13 protein-coding genes are annotated in these 20,409 nt (G+C 62.3%); 11 read left to right on the top strand and 2 right to left on the bottom strand.

The features are described from left to right. Positions 1–261 precede the first annotated feature (261 nt). Positions 262–696 (bottom strand): alternative ribosome rescue aminoacyl-tRNA hydrolase ArfB, encoded by a 435-nt coding sequence (gene arfB, locus AC1RO0_RS26745; protein WP_047453894.1) that lies wholly within the window; start codon positions 694–696, stop codon positions 262–264. Positions 697–817: 121 nt separating this feature from the next. Then, positions 818–2,428, bottom strand: coding sequence for a phosphoenolpyruvate carboxykinase (locus AC1RO0_RS26740; protein WP_498595576.1), 1,611 nt, complete (start codon positions 2,426–2,428; stop codon positions 818–820). A 349-nt stretch (positions 2,429–2,777) separates the two neighbouring features. On the opposite strand from AC1RO0_RS26740, the gene AC1RO0_RS26735 reads away from it, so the two are divergent. The 11 genes from AC1RO0_RS26735 to addA all read left to right on the top strand — a co-directional run bounded on the left by AC1RO0_RS26735 (position 2,778) and on the right by addA (position 20,364). Then, positions 2,778–3,509, top strand: a complete 732-nt coding sequence (locus AC1RO0_RS26735; protein ID WP_193561730.1) for a response regulator transcription factor — start codon at positions 2,778–2,780, stop codon at positions 3,507–3,509. Positions 3,510–3,703: 194 nt separating this feature from the next. Beyond that, positions 3,704–5,503: a stimulus-sensing domain-containing protein gene (locus AC1RO0_RS26730; RefSeq protein WP_498595589.1), complete on the top strand. Its 1,800-nt coding sequence runs from the start codon at positions 3,704–3,706 to the stop codon at positions 5,501–5,503. Next, a complete protein-coding gene (locus AC1RO0_RS26725) occupies positions 5,500–5,952 on the top strand; it encodes an HPr kinase/phosphorylase (RefSeq protein WP_498595575.1) in 453 nt (150 codons plus the stop codon). Before AC1RO0_RS26730 ends, AC1RO0_RS26725 begins: the two co-directional genes overlap by 4 nt. Positions 5,953–6,104: 152 nt before the next feature. Continuing rightward, positions 6,105–6,506 (top strand): PTS sugar transporter subunit IIA, encoded by a 402-nt coding sequence (locus AC1RO0_RS26720; protein WP_007698585.1) that lies wholly within the window; start codon positions 6,105–6,107, stop codon positions 6,504–6,506. 19 nt (positions 6,507–6,525) lie between these two features. Further along, positions 6,526–6,801, top strand: a complete 276-nt coding sequence (locus tag AC1RO0_RS26715; RefSeq protein WP_007698588.1) for an HPr family phosphocarrier protein — start codon at positions 6,526–6,528, stop codon at positions 6,799–6,801. A gap of 187 nt (positions 6,802–6,988) precedes the next feature. Continuing rightward, a complete protein-coding gene (gene ahcY, locus AC1RO0_RS26710) occupies positions 6,989–8,389 on the top strand; it encodes an adenosylhomocysteinase (protein ID WP_498595574.1) in 1,401 nt (466 codons plus the stop codon). Between the two features lie 432 nt (positions 8,390–8,821). After that, a complete protein-coding gene (locus AC1RO0_RS26705) occupies positions 8,822–11,296 on the top strand; it encodes a PAS domain-containing sensor histidine kinase (RefSeq protein ID WP_498595588.1) in 2,475 nt (824 codons plus the stop codon). After that, complete coding sequence (tsaE, locus tag AC1RO0_RS26700; RefSeq protein ID WP_498595573.1) at positions 11,293–12,804, top strand: tRNA (adenosine(37)-N6)-threonylcarbamoyltransferase complex ATPase subunit type 1 TsaE; 1,512 nt, start codon at positions 11,293–11,295, stop codon at positions 12,802–12,804. The genes AC1RO0_RS26705 and tsaE overlap by 4 nt, the downstream gene beginning before the upstream one ends. Before the next feature lie 76 nt (positions 12,805–12,880). Then, entirely contained in the window at positions 12,881–13,612 is a 732-nt protein-coding gene (locus AC1RO0_RS26695; protein WP_498595572.1) for a nucleotidyltransferase family protein, read from the top strand. A 4-nt stretch (positions 13,613–13,616) separates the two neighbouring features. Beyond that, positions 13,617–16,808, top strand: coding sequence for a double-strand break repair protein AddB (addB, locus tag AC1RO0_RS26690; RefSeq protein ID WP_498595587.1), 3,192 nt, complete (start codon positions 13,617–13,619; stop codon positions 16,806–16,808). After that, positions 16,801–20,364 carry a double-strand break repair helicase AddA gene (addA, locus tag AC1RO0_RS26685; RefSeq protein WP_498595571.1) on the top strand — a complete coding sequence of 1,188 codons (3,564 nt, stop codon included), beginning with the start codon at positions 16,801–16,803 and terminating at the stop codon, positions 20,362–20,364. Before addB ends, addA begins: the two co-directional genes overlap by 8 nt. Positions 20,365–20,409 lie beyond the last annotated feature (45 nt).

The following is a 20,409-nucleotide window of genomic DNA, read 5'->3' as shown; positions in this document are numbered from 1 at the left end:
ATCATCCGGGATCAAAAACCATGGCAATCAGCTTGACCAACAAGACAGTCGCTCTCCCCGCAAGCGGGGAGAGGGAGCCTATCTTGCCTAGTGCAATGCCCATCCGGGTGGAGAGGTTAGATAGCTTGCGCGGTCGTCCCTTCTCCCCGCATTGCGGGGAGAAGGCTAGGATGAGGGGCCAGGCACACAGTTGCAGCGCTACAAGACTCACCTGACAAGCCCCATTTTACCCCACCCAAACGAAAACCACAGCCCGAAAACCTAGTCGCCGCCTGGCTTGCCGCGCATCTTCTTGACTTCCGAGCGGCCGGATTTCTCCTTCAGGCGCCGTTCGATCGAGCCTTTGGTCGGCTTGGTCTTCTTGCGTGGCGGCGGCGGTGGGGCGGCGGCTTCGAGGATCAGTTCCTTCAGACGCTCGCGCGCATCCTCGCGGTTGCGGTCCTGGCTGCGGAAACGGCTGGCCTCGATCATCAGCACACCGTCCTTGGAAACGCGGCGCCCGGCGAGCCTCACGGCGTTGGCCTTGACGCGATCGTTGAGCGACGGCGAATTCACGAGACCGAAGAAAAGCTGGACGGCGGTTGCGACCTTGTTGACATTCTGCCCGCCGGGACCGCCCGCCAGAACGAATTGTTCCGTCAGTTCCCAGCCGGCAATGGTGATCCGGTCGTTGATGTAAAGCGCGTCGCTGGCCATGATTTTCTCCGCGCCTGTCTATCCCATATTGAAGCGCGGTTGAAAACAGCAGGCGGCAAAATGAAACCCCGGCAGACCAGCTACCGGGGTTTCACGTGAGTCATCAATGCGATGCGGCGGATTATTCCGCCGCGGCGCGCAATCCCGGGGCCGCGTCGCGGACGTTGCCGTCGACATGGTCCTCGAACTTGGCGAAGTTGGACACGAACATCTGCACCAGCTTGGCCGCCTGCGCGTCATAGGCCTGACCATCAGCCCAGGTGGAGCGCGGATCGAGAATGGCGCTATCGACACCCTCGACGGTAACCGGCACCGCGAAACCGAAATTCGGGTCGATACGGAACTCGGCCTTGTCGAGGTCACCCTTCAGAGCAGCGGCCAGCAGTGCGCGCGTCGCCTTGATCGGCATGCGCCGGCCGGTGCCGTAGGCGCCGCCGGTCCAGCCGGTGTTGACAAGCCAGCAGCCGGCACCGTGGCGGGCGATCAGCTCCTTCAGCAGATTGCCGTATTCGGTCGGGTGACGCGGCATGAAGGGAGCGCCGAAGCAGGTCGAGAAGGTGGCTTCCGGCTCGACAACGCCCTTTTCCGTACCGGCAACCTTAGCGGTGTAGCCGGAGAGGAAGTGGTACATGGCCTGGTCCGGTGTCAGCCGGGCGATCGGCGGCATGACGCCGAAAGCGTCGGCTGTCAGCATGATGATCGTCTCGGGATGGCCGGTCATGCCGGATTCCGAGGCATTCGGGATAAAATGCAGCGGATAGGCGCTGCGGGTGTTCTCCGTCAGTGAACCGTCGTCGAGATCCGGCACGCCATGCTCGTCGAGCACGACATTTTCGAGCACCGTGCCGAAGCGGCGGGTCGTCTCGTAGATTTCCGGCTCGGCCTCGGCCGACAGGCGGATGGTCTTGGCGTAGCAGCCGCCTTCGAAATTGAAGATGCCGTTTTCGCCCCAGCCATGCTCGTCGTCACCGATGAGCGTGCGCGTCGGATCGGCCGACAGAGTCGTCTTGCCGGTGCCCGACAGGCCGAAGAAGATCGCCGCGTCGCCTTCCGGACCGACATTGGCCGAGCAATGCATCGGCATGACGCCGCGTTCCGGCAGGAGGTAGTTGAGCACGGTGAAGACCGACTTCTTCATCTCGCCGGCGTAAGACGTGCCGCCGATCAGGACGATGCCGTTGACGAGGTCGCAGGCGATCACCGTTTCCGTACGGCAGCCATGACGCTCGGGATCGGCGCGGAAGCTCGGCAGATCGATGATGGTCAGCTTCGGTGCGAAACTTTCCAGCGCCGAGCGCTCCGGGCGGATCAGAAGGTTGCGGATGAACAGCGAGTGCCAGGCAAATTCGGTGACGACCCGCGTCGGCAGGGCGTAGTCATGATCGGCGCCGCCGATCAGGTCCTGGACGAACAGATCCTTGCCGTGCACATGCGCCAGCATGTCCTTATGCAGCAGGGCGAAATGCTCCGGCGACATCGGCTTGTTGTTGTCCCACCAGATCTGGTCTTCGGTGACGGCGTTGCGAACGACGAACTTGTCCTTCGGCGAACGGCCGGTATGTTGCCCGGTCAATGCCCTGAGCGCGCCATGAGCGGTCAGATCGGCTTCGCGCCGACGAATCGCTTCCTCGTAAAGATGAGACTCCAGGAGGTTATAGCGCACGCTGGCAGCGGCTCCCAGACCGATCGAGTCGAGTTCGATTGCGGGATTACGGACGCCGAATTGCTCCATCGCTTCATTCCTCTACAGGGCCGTGGCCGTTAAACTAAATGAAACCTAGTGGCCTCCTTTTAAAAGCACAAGAGCAAATAACGAGAAATATCGAATGATATCAGGTATTTAATCGATTTAGATAAATATCAATAATTTTAAATCGTTTGAATGAGCGACATCGAGACGTTTGGTCGCACAACTCCAGGTCAGGGTTTTTCCCGTTCAACAATCCACCCCTTTATCTTTGCCACAATTTGTTCCACCTTTATCCCCATAAGCGCGCCAGGTTATCGCCAACCGAGCTGGCAACCCACCTGGGCTGGTTTCCAAATCCGGGAGACGCGCACTAATGACGGAGACGAACACCATGTTGACAATCGCGCTCGTAGACGACGACCGCAATATTCTGACTTCCGTGTCGATTGCACTGGAAGCCGAGGGATATAAGGTCGAAACCTACACCGACGGCGCTTCCGCGCTCGATGGCCTGCTTGCCCGGCCGCCGCAACTGGCGATCTTCGACATCAAGATGCCGCGCATGGACGGCATGGAGCTTCTGCGCCGCCTGCGGCAGAAGTCCGATATACCGGTGATCTTCCTGACCTCGAAGGATGAAGAGATCGACGAGCTCTTCGGCCTGAAAATGGGCGCCGACGACTTCATCACCAAGCCCTTCTCGCAGCGCCTGCTGGTCGAGCGCGTCAAGGCCGTGCTTCGCCGCGCCTCCGCCCGTGAAGCCGCAAACAATGCCGGCGGCAGCGCAGCACCGAAGCCTGGCGCCACCCAGCAGGCCCGTTCGCTCGAACGCGGCCAGTTGGTCATGGACCAGGAACGCCATACCTGCACCTGGAAAGGCGAACCGGTAACGCTGACCGTCACGGAATTCCTGATCCTGCACTCGCTGGCGCAGCGCCCCGGCGTCGTGAAGAGCCGCGATGCCCTGATGGACGCCGCCTATGACGAGCAGGTTTATGTCGACGACCGCACCATCGACAGCCACATCAAGCGGCTGCGCAAGAAATTCAAGATGGTCGATCTCGATTTTGATATGATCGAAACGCTGTATGGCGTCGGCTATCGCTTCCGCGAAGCTGCCTAGAGCCGGATGATTTCAGGTCTGTCCGACCTAAAATCTGAATCCGCTCTAGAAAAAAGATAGAGCATGATGCCGTCCGAAAACCGCTTACATTTTTCGGCACCATGCTCGAATAGTTAACTGGACCATGCGGCGGACAATGGAATAAGAGCATGCGGACGGGATCGGCGATCCCGTTCTTCGAAAGGGCCGTTGGCTTGGCGCAGCTGGTGCAGCACAGAGATAGAGATATCGACGACGCGGAAACCCCGAGCGGTGCCAGGATCGCCCGTCGCCGCTGGACTCACCCTTTCACGCTGATCCGCCGCATCTTCGGCAATGCCGTCTTTTCCAGCCTGACGCGGCGCATCCTGTTCTTCAACCTCGCCGCCCTCGTCGTTCTCGTTGGCGGCATCCTCTATCTCAACCAGTTCCGCGAAGGCCTGATCGACGCCCGCGTCGAAAGCCTGCTGACCCAGGGCGAGATCATCGCCGGCGCCGTCTCGGCGTCCGCCTCGGTCGACACCAACTCCATCACCATCGATCCGCAAAAGCTGTTGGAACTCCAGGCCGGCCAGAGCATCACGCCCGTCCCGAACGACGAGGACCTGGAATTTCCGATCGATCCGGAAAAGGTAGCACCGGTGCTGACGCGGCTGATCTCGCCGACGCGCACCCGCGCCCGCATCTTCGATGCCGACGCCAACCTGCTGCTCGACAGCCGCCACCTCTATTCGCGCGGCCAGGTGCTGCGCTACGACCTGCCGCCGGTCGACGACGAGAAGCAAAGCTGGTCGGACTGGTTCAGCGGGTTGCTCAACAAGATGCTGCAGCCCGGCAACCTGCCCGTCTATAAGGAAGCGCCCGGCGGCGACGGCTCGATCTATCCGGAAGTGATGAATGCACTGACTGGCGTGCGTGGCGCGGTCGTGCGTACCACGGAAAAGGGTGAGTTGATCGTCTCGGTCGCAGTTCCCATCCAACGTTTCCGCGCCGTCCTCGGCGTGCTGCTGCTCTCAACCCAGGCCGGCGACATCGACAAGATCGTCCATGCCGAGCGGCTGGCGATCATGCGCGTCTTCGGGGTGGCGACACTGGTCAACGTCGTGCTGTCGCTGCTTCTGTCCTCGACCATCGCCAATCCGCTGCGCCGGCTTTCCGCCGCCGCCATCCGCGTGCGCCGCGGCGGCGCCAAGGAACGTGAGGAAATCCCGGATTTCTCCGCCCGTCAGGACGAGATCGGCAATCTGTCGATTGCGCTGCGCGACATGACGTCGGCACTCTACGACCGCATCGATGCGATCGAGAGTTTCGCCGCCGATGTCAGCCATGAATTGAAGAACCCGCTGACATCGCTGCGCAGCGCCGTCGAGACGCTGCCGCTTGCCAAGAGCGACGATTCCAAGAAGCGGCTGATGGACGTGATCCAGCATGACGTGCGCCGCCTCGACCGGCTGATCAGCGACATCTCCGACGCCTCGCGCCTCGATGCCGAACTGGCCCGCTCGGACGAAAAGTCCCTCGATCTCGAAGTGCTGCTGCGCGACATGATCGACATTTCCCGGCAGGTCGGGCATAGCAAGAAAGCGGTCGAGATAGAGTATATCGTCGACCGCAAGCCCGGCGTGAAAACCAAATTCACCGCCAACGGCCATGATCTGCGCATCGGCCAGATCATCACCAATCTCGTTGAAAATGCCCGCTCCTTCGTTGCCAAGGACATCGGAAAGATCACCGTCCGGCTGACGCGTACGAGAACGCGCTGCGTCATCTATATCGAGGATAACGGCCCGGGTATTCAGGCGGAAAACATCGACCGCATCTTCGAGCGCTTCTATACCGACCGGCCGGAAGTGGAAGATTTCGGCCAGAATTCGGGTCTCGGCCTGTCGATCAGCCGGCAGATCGCCGAGGCGCATGGCGGATCGCTGCGTGCCGAAAACATTGTCGACGGCGACGGCACGACGCTGCTCGGCGCCCGCTTCATCCTGTCGCTGCCCGCCGAAACACCGGCATGAGCACCGAGGCAACCAACGTCCACGCAACGGCGATCGTCGTCGGCAAGACCGGCCTTCTGTTTCTTGGGGCCTCGGGCAGCGGCAAATCCTCTCTCGCCTTCTCGTGCCTTGCCGCCGCCAAGCCGCTTGGCCTTGCAGCAGCTCTGGTCGCCGACGATCAGGTTTTCATCACGCGTCGGGGCGGCGCCGTCATCGCCGAATGTCCGCCTTCGATCGCCGGACTGATGGAGATCCGCTATACCGGGATCGTGCGGCTGCCGCATGTTTCTGAGGCCGAAATGCATTTCGCCATACGCCCGGTCGATCCGGCAACGGCCGAGAGGCTTCCGCCCGAGAATGAGCAGGTCGATGTCACCGGATCCATCCGCCTGCCGCTGATCCGGCTCTCGGCAATATCGATTAATCCGCTCGCCACAATTATGGCAAAAATCGCTGTGGATTTAGATTAATCGGCCATTCTGGCCTCTATAGCCGCGCAATTATCGTATTTTAAGCTTGCACTTCGTCTTTTCATCGCCAAGATGTCCCCCCACTGGTGGACGACATTGCTGCATTGCGATATGGCCCACCTGTTTGCGTGTGCGATGGGAGCAGTAATATCATGATCGGACTTGTGCTTGTCACTCATGGCAAGCTGGCTGAAGAGTTTCGGCATGCGGTCGAGCATGTCGTTGGTCCGCAGAAGTTCATAGAGACGGTATCGATTGGTCCCGAAGACGACATGGACAAGCGGCGGCAGGATATCCTGCAGGCCGTGACCGGCGCTGACGACGGACATGGAGTCATCATCCTGACCGACATGTTCGGCGGTACCCCCTCCAATCTCGCCATCTCCGTCATGAATAGCGGCCACACCGAGGTCATTGCCGGCGTCAATCTGCCGATGCTGATCAAGCTCGCAGGCGTGCGCGGCGACAACAATATGGAGCGGGCCTTGGTCGAAGCTTCCGAGGCCGGGCGCAAATACATCAACGTGGCCAGCCGCGTGCTCAGCGGCAAATGACGAGACAAACATCCTGCACATGACCGCGCTCTCCCGGGAACTTCTGATCATCAACAAGCGCGGCCTCCATGCCCGCGCCTCCGCCAAATTCGTCCAGACCGTCGAAGCCTACGACGCCACCATCACCGTCTCCAAGGACGGAACCACGGTGGGCGGCAACTCGATCATGGGCCTGATGATGCTCGCTGCCAGCCCCGGCTGCAGCGTGCTGGTAACCGCCAGCGGCAAGCAGGCTACCGAAGCGCTCGAGGCGCTGGATAAGCTTGTCGCCGACAAGTTCGGCGAAGAGATGTAAGCCCTCGCTGCTTGGTCTCATGAATTGGGATATAAAGACATAAAGACTTCTTTATATCATTATTGATTTCCCGCCTGAAGCCTGCTACACGGCATCATCCTACCACGCTGTCAGCGTGCAATTTTGTTGCATTCGGCCGAGGCGTTTGCCCAGGCGCGATTGCATCGTTCAGGCTGGAGACCCTTTGATGAGCACTGAAAACGACTACATCGTCGCGGATATCGGCCTTGCCGACTTCGGCCGCAAGGAAATCACGATCGCCGAAACCGAAATGCCCGGCCTGATGGCTTGCCGCACAGAATTCGGCGAAACCAAGCCGCTCAAGGGCGCGCGCATCACCGGCTCGCTGCACATGACGATTCAAACAGCCGTTCTCATCGAGACGCTGGTCGCTCTCGGCGCAGAAGTTCGCTGGGCTTCGTGCAACATCTTCTCCACCCAGGACCATGCCGCTGCCGCAATCGCCGCTTCCGGCGTTCCGGTCTACGCCATCAAGGGTGAAAGCCTCGAAGACTACTGGATCTACACCGATAAGATCTTCCAGTGGGCAGATGGCGGCCTCTCCAACATGATCCTCGACGATGGCGGCGACGCCACCATGTACATTCTGCTCGGCGCCCGCGCCGAAGCCGGCGAGGACGTCCTCTCCGATCCGCATTCGGAAGAAGAAGAAATCCTCTTCGCACAGATCAAGAAGCGTCTTGCGGCATCGCCGGGCTGGTTCACCAAGCAGCGCGACGCCATCAAGGGCGTGACCGAAGAAACCACAACCGGCGTCAACCGCCTGTACCAGCTCAGCCAGAAGGGCCTGCTGCCCTTCCCGGCGATCAACGTCAACGACTCCGTCACCAAGTCGAAGTTCGACAACAAGTACGGCTGCAAGGAATCGCTGGTCGACGGCATCCGCCGCGCTACCGACGTCATGATGGCCGGCAAGGTCGCCGTCGTCTGCGGTTATGGCGACGTCGGCAAGGGTTCGGCTGCCTCGCTTTCCGGCGCCGGCGCCCGCGTCAAGGTCACGGAAGTCGATCCGATCTGCGCGCTCCAGGCTGCCATGGACGGCTATGAAGTGGTCCTGCTCGAAGACGTCGTCTCCAGCGCCGACATCTTCATCTCCACCACCGGCAACAAGGACGTCATCCGCATCGACCATATGCGCGCGATGAAGGATATGGCGATCGTCGGCAACATCGGCCACTTCGACAACGAGATCCAGGTTGCGGCGCTCCGTAACCTCAAGTGGACGAACGTCAAGCCGCAGGTCGACCTGATCGAGTTCGCCAAGGGCAACCGCATCATCCTTCTGTCGGAAGGCCGCCTCTTGAACCTCGGCAACGCCACCGGCCATCCGTCCTTCGTGATGTCGGCCTCCTTCACCAACCAGACGCTGGCGCAGATCGAGCTCTTCACCAAGCCTGGCCAGTACCAGAACCAGGTCTACGTGCTGCCCAAGCACCTCGACGAGAAGGTTGCGCGCCTGCATCTTGGCAAGCTCGGCGTGAAATTGACTGAGCTTTCTGGCGAGCAGGCTGCGTATATCGGCGTGACGCCACAGGGTCCGTTTAAGTCTGACCACTACAGATACTGATCTAGCGATCTATATCCACAACATCTTGTGGCCCCGGCATTGACAAATGCCGGGGCTTATTTTTTGGCCGACTCCCTTCCCGGCGATTCCCTTAGGCAGTATTGTTTTTAGACTTGATTCGTGACGAACCGGGGCTTCCTCGGAGCCATGAAAATGGGATGTCTTGTCGAGATGCGGCACAGTAGAGTCGGATGATTTTGGGTCGGCTCGACCTAAAATCTGAATCCGCTCCACAAACAAATAAGTAGAGCATGATGTCGTCCGAAAACCGCTTGCACTTTTCGGCATCATGCTCTGAAGGACGGAGACAGACCGCTTATGTCTGAAGCGAAAGACAACCTGCTTGGCTCGGCGATGCCCGAAAAGGCATCCGCGCGGCGGCGGCAGGGCGGCGCATATATGTTTTTACCGTGGATGAAGCGGCGCGGGGATATGCGCCCATTGGCCTCGTTGGCGCGCCTGCTGCGCCTCAGCATTTTTGGTGGCATTGCGACCAGCCTGGCGGGTCCTGTTCTGGCGCAGACCAGCACAGCTGCGCCGGCGGTGGTCCGTCTCTTCACCTCCTCCGAAATGGCAGTCTTCTCCGTCATCATCGGCGTGATTTCGGCGGCGCTGCTGTCGACCGTCTGGATGGTCCGTCAGCGCGGCAATCTGGAAAGCGAGAGCCGCGAAATCCGCACGGCGCTTTCCGATGCCAACCAGCGCATCTCGCAATATCAGGCGCTGATCGCCGACAAGAACCGCCGCATCATCATCTGGGACGGCCAGAACGCACGGCCGGAGCTGCTGGGCCAGTTGCCCGTCGAGACCGGCGCACCGCAGGACAACGAGTTTCTCGCGTTCGGCCGCTGGCTGAAATCCTGGTCGGCCGGCGAGTTGGAAAAGGCGATCGACAAGCTGCGTGGCAGCGGCCAGAGCTTCGACATCGTGGTCGAAACGAACCGTGAAGAGATCCTGGAAGCACAGGGCCGCATCTCCGGTGGCCGCGCCTTCGTCCGCTTCATCGCGCTCAACAATCTGCGCGCCGAACTGGCCGAGCTGAAGATCGAGCGCGAACGGCTGATGACCTCGATCTCCGCCTTCCAGAACCTGCTCGACGCCATCGACCTGCCGGTCTGGCAACGCGACGCCGACGGCCAGCTCACCTGGGTCAACCATGCCTATGGCGAAGCGGTCGAGGCCGTTTCGCCGGACGAGGCCCTTCGCGAAGGCCGCGAATTCCTGACCACCGTCGCCCGCGAGCGCATTCGCGCCTCCGCCACGCCGGAATCCCCCTTCCACGACAAGATTTCCACCGTCGTTCACGGCAACCGCACCTTCTTCGACGTCATCGACATCAAGTTGCCGAACGGTTCGGCCGGCATGGCGATCGACGTCTCCGAGACCGAAACAGTTCGCGCCGAGCTGGAGCGCACGCTGAAGAGCCACGCCGAAACGCTCGATCACCTGGCGACACCGGTTGCCATCTTCGACGGCGACCGGCGGCTGCAATTCTACAATCAGGCTTTCGTCCAGCTCTGGGAACTGGACATCGCCTTCCTCGAGAAAAAGCCGGATAATAGCGAGCTATTGGATCGGTTGCGCAGTGCCAAGAAGCTGCCGGAACAACTGAACTGGAAGACCTGGAAAGACGGCGTTCTCTCCGTTTACCGCGCCCTCGATACGCAAGCCGACCTTTGGCACCTGCCGAACGGCCAGATTTTACGCGTCTTCGCCACAGCGCATCCGCAGGGCGGCGCCACCTGGGTGTTCGAGAACCTGACCGAACAGGTCGATCTCGAAACGCGATACAACACATTGGTCAAGGTACAGGGCGAGACCATCGACCACCTTTCCGAAGGTGTGGCCGTGTTCGGCCCCGATGGCCGTATCCGCCTGTCCAACCCGGCGTTCCGCATATTGTGGAACATCACCGAAGTTCAGGCAAAGCCCGGTACGCATATCCAGGCGCTGGCCGAAGCCTGCACGCCATCCTATGACCGGCCGGATGGCTGGAAGCGGTTTGCCGAGCAGATCACCAGCTTCGATGACGAACGGCCGTCATCACAGGGTACGCTGGAGCTCTATTCCAACCTCGTCCTCGACTATGCCGTCATTCCGCTGCCGAACGCGCAGACCATGCTGACCTTCGTCAACAAGACCGACAGCGTGCGCGCCGAACGGGCGCTTACCGAAAAGAACGAAGCGCTGCTGAAGGCCGACGAGCTGAAGAACGATTTCGTCCAGCATGTCTCCTACGAGCTGCGCTCGCCGCTCACCAACATCATCGGCTTTACCGATCTTCTGAAGACGCCCGGCATCGGCTCGCTGAACGACCGGCAGGCGGAGTATATCGACCATATCTCCACCTCGTCCGCGGTGCTCTTGACGCTGGTCAACGACATTCTCGATCTGGCGACCGTCGATGCCGGCATCATGCGGCTGAACTATTCCGAGATAGCGCTCGACGACCTTCTCGATGAAGTGTCGATGCAGATCGCCGACCGGCTGCAGGAAAGCGGCGTGACGCTGGAAATCACCGTGCCCGCCCATCTCGGCTCCGTCGTCGCCGATCAGCAGCGGCTGAAGCAGATCCTGCTCAAGCTTTTGACCAATGCCGCCAATTTCGCGCCCGAGGGATCGACCATCGCGCTCACATGCGGGCGTGACGGCACGGATTTCGTCTTCTCGGTCGCTGACAAGGGTCCTGGCATTTCGGAAGAGATCATGCGCACGGTGTTCAACCGCTTCGCCTCGAGCGGCAAGGGCGGCAAACGCAGCGGCGCGGGCCTCGGTCTCTCCATCGTCGAAAGCTTCGTCAGCCTGCATGACGGCCAGGTCTCGATCGAAAGTCAGCCGGGCAAGGGAACAACGGTCAACTGCCGAATCCCTTCCGCCGAATCGCCGCACTCCGTCGCAGCAGAATGACAGCAGCAAACACCAGCATCTCCCTTTTCCTGGCAGACGACGCGGCGACCACACGGCTCGGCGAGGATCTGGCGCTCGCTCTGAGGGTCGGCGACTGCGTGGCGCTGTCGGGCGATCTCGGCGCGGGGAAATCGTCGCTTGCCCGCGCCTTGCTGCGCGCCATGGCGGACGATGCCGAACTCGACGTGCCGAGCCCGACCTTCACGCTGGTGCAATCCTACGAGCTGCGTATCCCGGTTTCGCATTTCGATCTCTATCGCTTGGGCGACCCAAGCGAGCTTGCAGAACTCGGCTTTGACGAGGCGCTGCAGACCGGCATCTGCCTGGTGGAATGGCCTGAGATGGCCGAGAGCGAGCTGCCGAAAGAGCGCATCGCCCTCAAGCTGGAGCATGAGAGCGAAGGACGCCGGGCGACGATCACGGCACCTGCAAAGCCAATGGCCCGTATCCAGCGCGTTTTGGCGATCCGCGCTTTTCTCGATGCCAACGGCTATGTGGGCGCAGAGCGCCGGTTTCTGACGGGTGATGCGTCGCTCCGCGCCTATGAATCGATCTATCCGCAGGGCGGCGGCAGCGAAGTGATCCTGATGGACTGGCCGCGCCTGCCGGAGGGACCGGCGGTGCTCGACGGCAAGCCCTACCCCAAGGTCGCGCATCTGGCCGAAGACGCCTATCCTTTCGTCGCGATCGCCAATGAGCTGCATAAAAACGGCTTTGCCGCGCCGGAGATCTTCGCGGTCGACTACGACCAAGGCATCCTGCTGATCGAGGATCTCGGCACCGACGGCGTGCTCGACGACGAGGGCAGACCGATTGCCGAGCGCTATCGCGCCAGCGTCGCCTGTCTCGCACATCTGCACGGCCTGACCATTCCACGGGATATTCCGGTCCCGCCGGATCATATCCATCATGTGCCCGATTTCGACCGCACGGCCATGAAGATGGAAGCACGGTTGCTCCTCGACTGGCACCTGCCCTGGAAACGCGGCACGCCGGCCAGCGACGAGGAACGCGCCGACTATCTGGCAATCTGGGACGCTCTGATCGATCAGTTGGACGGCGCTGAAAAGAGCCTGCTGCTGCGCGACTTCCACTCGCCCAATCTTATCTGGCAGGCGAAGGAAAAAGGTATCCGGCGCGTTGGCATGATCGATTTCCAGGATGCGATGATCGGGCCGACGGCCTACGACCTCACCTCGATCGTCCAGGATGCGCGCGTGACCATCGAACGGCCTTTGCACGACCAGCTGATGGACGATTACCTGTCGCTCCGGCGCGCGCAGGGCAATTTCGATGAAGCCAGATTCCTGAAGAGCTGGGCGATCATGTCGGCGCAGCGCAATTGCAAGCTCGCCGGCCTCTGGGTGCGGCTGTTGCAGCGCGACGGCAAGCCCGGCTACCTGAAGCACATGCCGCGCACGCTCAGCTATCTCGCCATCGCTTTCGAGCACGAAGCGCTCGCCCCCTTGCGCGACTGGTGCGCGAAGGCCGGGATAGGCGAGGCATAGCAGCCCGAGACCGGGCGACGGTTTTCCGGCGTTGTGCTAAAGGAAGACAGCAGCCGAATCACGAGTTCGAGACGAGATGACCATCAGACAAGCCATGGTGCTGGCCGCGGGGCTCGGAACCCGCATGCGCCCGATCACCGACACCATCCCGAAACCGCTGGTAAAGATCGCCGGCAAGCCGATGATCGACTATGCGCTGGATGCGCTGGCGGAAGCCGGCGTCGAGCGGGCGGTCGTGAACGTGCATCACCATGCCGACCAGATGGAGGCGCATCTGCGCAATTATCGCAAGCTCGAAATCCTGATCTCGGACGAGCGGGAGGCGTTGATGAACAATGGCGGTGGGCTGGCCAAGGGGCTGAAGCTTCTGGGCCGTGACCCGGTTTTCGTCATGAATTCGGATCTCTTCTGGATCGGCGAAACGCAGGGTCGCCCCACCAATCTGCAACGCCTAGCCGGATTCTTCGATGCCGAGCGCATGGACATGGCCATGCTCTGTGTCGCGCTCGAAAAGACCACCGGCCATAATGGCAAGAACGATTTCGGTCTGGCTGACGATGGTCGGCTTTCGCGCTATCGCGATGTCGCTCAGAATGGCGTCGTCTATGCGGGGACGCTGGTCATGACCCCAGCCGTTCTCGACGATGCGCCTGATGACGCCTTCAACGTCAACACCTATTACGACAAGTCGATTGCCACGGGCCGGCTCTATGGCACGATGCTCGACGGCCATTGGCTGACCGTCGGCACGCCGGAAGCGGTCGGTGAGGCGGAGGAGACGATCCGGACTTTCCGGGCGTTTGCGTGAGACGATGACGGGCGGCCACCGGCAACGCATCCTGACGATCCCGGCGGGCCTGCCTTTCCTGAAGACCCTTGCCAGCGCGCTTTGCGACGGCCGGCTGACTGAACATTTCTGCCATGGTCCGAGCGATCCATTGTCGCTCGCCAAGGTCACGATCTTCCTGCCCACACGGCGCGCGGCGCGCGTGCTGCGCTCGGAATTCGTCGACCTCCTCGGTGGCCGCTCCGCCATCCTGCCGGTGATCCGCCCTCTCGGCGAGACCGATGACGACAGCGGCTATTTCGAGGAGGCGCTGCCGGCGACCGCCGATCTGGTGCAACCACTCGCCAATACCGCCCGCCTGCTGGAACTGGCGCGTCTGATCCTTGCCTGGCGCAACAAGCTGCCGCAGATCGTCCGCGACATCCATTCGGATTCGCCGCTGGTCGCGCCCGCAAGCCCGGCCGATGCCATCTGGCTTGCCCGCAATCTTGCCGAACTCATCGACTCCATCGAGACCGAGGATCGCGATTGGGCAGCACTTGCCGATCTCAGCGCCGAGGATCATGCGCTCTGGTGGCAGCTGACCGCCGAATTCCTGCAGATCGCCAGCGCCTTCTGGCCGGCGCGGCTGGAGGAACTTGGCAAATCCTCGCCCGCCCGACACCGCAACGCCATTCTTCGCGCCGAGGCGCAGCGGATCGCCACCATGCAGCATGCCGGCCCGATCATCATCGCCGGCTCGACCGGTTCCGTACCGGCAACGGCGGAGCTGATTGCCGCTGTCGCCTCGCTGCCGCAAGGGGTCATCGTCCTGCCGGGGCTTGATCAGTCGATGCCGGAAGCGGATTGGCAGCTTGTGGCGCCGGAAATCGGCATCGGCGAAAGGGTCGATCCGACAACGCGCAGCCATCCGCAATATGGCCTGTCGCTGCTCTTGAAGCGGCTGCACACGCCCCGGAACGATGTCGAAACCGTTGCCGAGGCGACCGAGGACATGCAGATGCGCGCCGAGGTCCTCTCGCGCGCCCTGGCGCCCGCGAAAGCGACGAGCGGTTGGGGAGCGTGGCAGCAAACACTTGGCGACGATGCGATCGGCAACGCCTTTGCCGATGTTGCCCTGATCGAGGCGGCAAACGAGCGCGAGGAGGCGACGGCGATCGCCATTGCCTTGCGGCTGGCGCTGGAAAAGCCGGGACGGGATGGCGGCGAGAGCCAGGCGGCGCTGATCACGCCGGACCGTAACCTCGCCCGACGCGTCACGGCAGAGCTGGCGCGCTTTGGCATCACCGCCGACGATTCGGCCGGCACGCCGCTGACCGCGACGCCACAGGGCGCGCTGTTGCAATTGCTGCTCGAGGCAACATTGCGCCCCGGCGATCCCGTTGCCATCGTTTCACTACTCAAGCATCCCCTCGCCCGTTTCGGCCTTCCGCAGGATGCATTGCAGCTCGGCATCGACGCGCTGGAAATCCTGGCGCTGAGGGGCGGCATCGCCGATGTCGATATCGGCGCGCTGGAAGTGCTGCTCGACCGGCAGCTAGCCGAACAGGCGAAAAACCGCCACGCGCCGCAATGGCGCAAATCCTTGACCCCCGAAGCGGTGGATGGGGCGCGTGAACTGGCACGGCAAGTCAGCGGAGCATGCGAGCCGCTAGCATCCGCGCTTTCGCAGCAATCGTCTGACGGCCTCCCCACTCTCTCCGAATGGGCCGAGCGCACCGGCCGGGCGCTTGAAGCCGTCGCCACGGACGAGCGCGGCAGTCTGGCCGCACTCTGGTCCGGCGAGGCGGGCGATACGCTCGCCAGCCTGCTGAAGGAAATCATCGACACCGACGGGCAGCTCGAGGCGGACGGGCCGCAATGGATCGATATCATGGCAGCACTCTGCGCGGGTCAAGCGGTCAAGCCACGCGCCTTGAGCCATCCGCGCCTGTTCATCTTCGGCACGCTGGAAGCGCGCCTGCAAAGCGTCGATACGCTGATCCTCGGCGGGCTGAACGAAGGCTCCTGGCCGGGACAGACCGCCAATAATCCCTTCATTTCCCGCACGATGAAGACCGAGATCGGCCTGGAACCGCCGGAGCGGCGCATCGGCCAGCTCGCCCACGATTTCGAAATGGCGAACGGCACGCGCGACCTGATCTATTCGCGGGCATTGCGCCAAGGCTCGACCCCGACAGTGGCCTCGCGCTGGCTGCAAAGGCTGATGGCGCTGGGCGGCAAGGCTTTTGCCAGCGATTTGAAGACGCGCGGCGATCAATATCGCCATTGGGCCGGGATGATCGACCAGGGCGAGAACCAGGCTCCGGCGCAAAGACCGGCACCGAGACCGCCCGCCGAGCTACAGCCGAAAAGCTATTCCTTCAGCGAGGTCGGCCGTCTTCGCCGTGACCCCTATGCGATCTACGCCCGGCGCGTGTTGCGGCTCGACCCGATCGACCCCTTCAACCGCGATCCCGGCCCGGCCGAGCGCGGCACGCTCTACCACAAGATCATCGACCGCTTCATTCGCGAGGGCCACATCGCCGGCACGCCGGATGCATCGCTGGCTATGGACCGTATCCTCACCGAATTGTTCGACGCCGAGCAATTGCCCGTGCATATCGACAGCGTCTGGCGGCCGCGTTTCCGCGAAGTCGCGCGCGCCTTCCTCGTCTGGGAAGCGGAACGGCGGCCGGAGATCCGCAAGACGGCAACGGAGGTACCAGCCGGCGTTCAGATCGAGCCGATCGGCATCCGGCTCACCGGCGTTGCCGACCGCATCGACTTCAAGGGTGGAAAGGCCGCCGATATCATCGACTACAAGACCGGCTACAATCCCTCGCCGGCGCAGGCCCGCACGCTGCTCGATCCGCAATTGGCGCTGGAAGCCTATGCGCTCAAGGCCGGCGCCTTCCGCGATATCGACGCGCTCGTCCCGGAAAATCTGCTTTATGTGCGGTTGAGGCCCGGCGACCGCTTCAAGGTCGATCGGGTCAACAACGAGCTTTCCAGCCGTGGCGGCAAGACGGAAACGAAATCGGCTCTGGACCTGGCGCAGGAGTCGATGGACCAGCTGGTTAAATTCGTCTCCCTGCTGCAATCCGGCGAAAAGGGCTTCTCCTCGCGGCTGATCCCAGCGCAGCAATTCGAATATGGCGGTGACTACGATCACCTCGCCCGCGTCTCGGAATGGTCGACGGCGGAGACCGAGCAGGAAGGTGGCGGCGATGAGTGACCTCCCCAACGAACTGGCCGCCCTGCCCGACAGCGACGATGCCGGCGCCTGGATCGGCTGGACGACGGTGCAGCAATCGATCGCCTCCGACCCCGAGCGTTCCGCCTGGGTCTCGGCCAATGCCGGCTCCGGCAAGACGCATGTGCTGACGCAGCGCGTCATCCGCCTGCTGCTTGCCGGCGCGCGTCCCTCGGCCATTCTCTGCCTGACCTATACCAAGGCCGCCGCCTCAGAAATGTCGAACCGCGTCTTCGACCGGCTGGCCGCCTGGGCAACCTTGTCTGATGAGGAGTTGAAGGCCCGGATCGCCGAAATCGAAGGCGCGGAACCGGATCTGTTTAAGCTCGCAGAGGCGCGTCGGCTCTTCGCCAAGGCGCTGGAAACGCCGGGTGGGCTGAAGATCCAGACGATCCACGCCTTCTGCGAGGCGCTGCTACATCAATTTCCGCTGGAGGCCAATGTCGCCGGCCATTTCTCCGTGCTCGACGACCGCGCCGCCGCGACCCTGCTGGAAGACGCCCGCCGCTCGCTGCTGACGGCGACGACGCCGCAGCGGGATCTCGAGCTTGCGGAAGCCTTTTCCTATGTGTTGGATCTCGGTGACGAATCCGGACTGGAGACGCTGCTTGGCGATATCGTCGCCAAGCGCAACGCCATTCGCCGCTTCACCACGGATGCAGAGCGGAAAGGCGGCATCGACGCCACACTGCCCGCCCGGCTCGGTCTTTCCGCCGATGACACGGAAGCCGGCATCGCGGGAGAGTATTGGCCGCTGCCCGGCCTTTCCGGCGCGACGCTGGAGCTCTACCTGACGCTTGCCGACCAGAAGGGCGGCGCGAAGGCGCAGGAAGTTGTTTATGCACTGCGTCTCGCCAAGCGCGAGGCAAACCCGGTGGCCCGTGCGGAAATCCTCGAAAAGGTGATGTTGACGGGCAAGGGCGAACCGAAATCCGACAGCCAGTTTTTCGTCAAGGCGATGCTGGCGGATGCGCCCACGCTTGCTGAGGCCGTAGCTGCTGCCCGCGCCCATGTCGTCATCTGCCGTGATCGGCTGAAGCTGATGCGGATGTATCGCGCCACCCGCGCGGCGCTCGTTCTGGCCGACCGGCTGAACCGCGACTATGAAGAGCTGAAGAAGCGCCGCAGCCAGCTCGATTTCGAAGACCTGATCACCCGCACCGCCGATCTCCTCACCAAGAAGGATGTCGGCCCCTGGATCCACTACAAGCTGGATCAGGGCATCGACCACATCCTCGTCGACGAGGCGCAGGATACCAGCCCGATCCAATGGAGCGTCATCCAATCGCTGGCTGAGGATTTCTTCTCCGGCGAAAGCGCGCGGCAGACGCTGCGGACCATTTTCGCGGTCGGCGACGAGAAGCAGTCGATCTATTCCTTCCAGGGTGCGCGACCCGAACGTTTCTCCGAGGAAAGCGATCGCACACGGCGGCGGGTCGCCACCAGCGGCCAGCAGTTTTCCTCGATCCGCCTGCCGCTCTCCTTCCGCTCGACCGCCGATGTGCTCGCCGCCGTCGACCATGTCTTCACAGCGCCGGAAAATGCGCGGGGACTGAGCGCCGTCGACGAACCCGTCGTGCACCGCTCCAGCCGCATCGGCCATCCCGGCGCCGTCGATCTCTGGGAGATGATCGCGCCGGAACCGGCGGCGAAGGAAGAGGACTGGACCGCACCCTTCGATTCGACGCCTGAAAGCGCGCCGGCGGCGATCCTGGCGCGGCGCATGGCGCAGACGATCGGCAACCTCATCGGCCGCGAGACGATCATCGACAAGGGCAAGGCCCGCTTCATCGAAGCCGGTGATATCCTCGTCTTGGTGCGTAAGCGCGACAGCTTCGTCAATGCGCTAACCCGGGCGCTGAAGCGGCGCAACAATATCCCCGTCGCCGGCGCCGACCGGCTGGTGCTGACCAGCCATATCGCCATTCAGGACCTTCTGGCGCTTGGCCGGTTCCTGCTTCTGCCGGAAGACGACCTGTCACTATCGGCTCTTTTGAAGAGCCCGCTATTCGATCTCGGCGAAGACGATGTCTTTGCCGTCGCGGCCCTTCGCGACAGCAATGAAAGCGTGTGGAGCCATCTGCAGAAATTCGCCGATGACGGCAATGAGCGGTTCCGTTATGCGGTCGACCGGCTGAAAACCTTCCTCGCTCTGTCGAAAAGCCTGTCCGTGCATGATTTCTACGCCCGCGTGCTTGGCAGTTTCGGTGGCCGGCGGCAATTTCTGGCGCGGCTCGGCACCGAGGTCAGCGATATCCTCGACGAATTCCTGACCTTCACGCTCGACCACGAGACCTCTGGCCTGCCGGGCCTGCAATCCTTCGTCTCGACGCTGGAGCTGGAAGCGCCGACGGTGAAGCGCGAACAGGACAAGGGCCGCAATGAGGTGCGGATCATGACCGTGCACGCCTCCAAGGGCCTGGAGGCGCCAATCGTCTTCCTCGTCGATGGCGGCGGCAAGGCCTTTACCCATACGCATCTGCCGAAAATGCGGCTGATCGAGACCGGCAAACAGGATATCCCGCTGCCTGTTTGGGTGCCGGTCTCGGCCCTGGCCAATTCATTGACGCAGGCCGACACCGCAAGGCTGCAATCGCTGACGGAGGAGGAATATCGCCGCCTGCTCTATGTCGGCATGACCCGTGCCGCCGACCGGCTGATCATCTGCGGCTATCGCGGCATCCGCGAAAACGCCGACACATGGCATGCGATGATTTCCGCGGCGCTGCGGCAGGATGGCGAGCGCTGCACGCCCGTCAGCTTCTCGGGACCGGATGGCGAGTGGCAGGGATTGAGCTGGCGCGTCACCCAGGTCGAGCGCAGTTTCGAGCGTATGGAGCAAGCGGAAAAGGCCATCGACCGTGGCGCGCTGCCCGCCGGGCTCAGCCGGCCGCTGCCGCCGCAGCGAAACCTGCCCCGGCCGCTCAGTCCTTCCGGCGCCGGCACCGTCATCGACGACGAGGCCGACAATCTGCTGGTCGCCTCGCCGCTGTTCACCGAGAAGGCGAAATCGGACCGCTCGCTGGAAAAGGGTCGCTTCATCCACCGCATGCTGCAAACGCTGCCCGAGATCGCGTCGGCGGATCGCGCCGAGGCAGCGCGGCGCTATGCCGAACGGGCCGCGCGCTTCTGGCCGCAAGCGGAGCGCGATGCGCTGATCGGCTCCGTCATGGCGCTGCTGTCACACCCGGAACTACAGGGCGTTTTCAGCGCCCATGCCCAGGCCGAAGTCTCGATCATGGGCACGCTGACGCTCGATGACCAGACCTATGCCGTCTCCGGCCGCATCGACCGGCTGACCGTGCTCGACGACCGCGTCGTCATCCTCGACTACAAGACCAACCGCGTGCCGCCGCGCTCAGCCGAGCAGATTCCTTTTGCCCACCGGGCGCAGCTTGCCATCTATCGCGAGATCCTCTCGCCGCTCTACCCGGGCAAGCGCATCGACTGCGTGCTCGTCTATACCGAGAATGCCTCGATCCACACGCTCTCCGACAAGGCGCTCGCATTGACGCTTGCGGAGCTCAAGACAAAGTGAAATACCGATCATTGAAAATGAGGCACCGCGCCCTCACATACATTC

This window comes from Rhizobium sp. GW821-FHT14E12 (assembly GCF_058803745.1).
The sequence above is the reverse complement of the archived record's forward strand: the minus strand, read 5'-3'. Positions and strand labels throughout refer to the sequence as shown.

Bases quoted from the DNA above. Each gene is read 5' to 3' on its own strand.
- arfB (WP_047453894.1), bottom strand. From the start codon at position 696: ATGGCCAGCGACGCGCTTTACATCAACGACCGGATCACCATTGCCGGC.
- AC1RO0_RS26740 (WP_498595576.1), bottom strand. From the start codon at position 2,428: ATGGAGCAATTCGGCGTCCGTAATCCCGCAATCGAACTCGACTCGATC.
- AC1RO0_RS26735 (WP_193561730.1), top strand. From the start codon at position 2,778: ATGTTGACAATCGCGCTCGTAGACGACGACCGCAATATTCTGACTTCC.
- AC1RO0_RS26725 (WP_498595575.1), top strand. From the start codon at position 5,500: ATGAGCACCGAGGCAACCAACGTCCACGCAACGGCGATCGTCGTCGGC.
- AC1RO0_RS26720 (WP_007698585.1), top strand. From the start codon at position 6,105: ATGATCGGACTTGTGCTTGTCACTCATGGCAAGCTGGCTGAAGAGTTT.
- AC1RO0_RS26715 (WP_007698588.1), top strand. From the start codon at position 6,526: ATGACCGCGCTCTCCCGGGAACTTCTGATCATCAACAAGCGCGGCCTC.
- ahcY (WP_498595574.1), top strand. From the start codon at position 6,989: ATGAGCACTGAAAACGACTACATCGTCGCGGATATCGGCCTTGCCGAC.
- AC1RO0_RS26705 (WP_498595588.1), top strand. From the start codon at position 8,822: ATGCGCCCATTGGCCTCGTTGGCGCGCCTGCTGCGCCTCAGCATTTTT.
- tsaE (WP_498595573.1), top strand. From the start codon at position 11,293: ATGACAGCAGCAAACACCAGCATCTCCCTTTTCCTGGCAGACGACGCG.
- AC1RO0_RS26695 (WP_498595572.1), top strand. From the start codon at position 12,881: ATGACCATCAGACAAGCCATGGTGCTGGCCGCGGGGCTCGGAACCCGC.
- addB (WP_498595587.1), top strand. From the start codon at position 13,617: ATGACGGGCGGCCACCGGCAACGCATCCTGACGATCCCGGCGGGCCTG.
- addA (WP_498595571.1), top strand. From the start codon at position 16,801: ATGAGTGACCTCCCCAACGAACTGGCCGCCCTGCCCGACAGCGACGAT.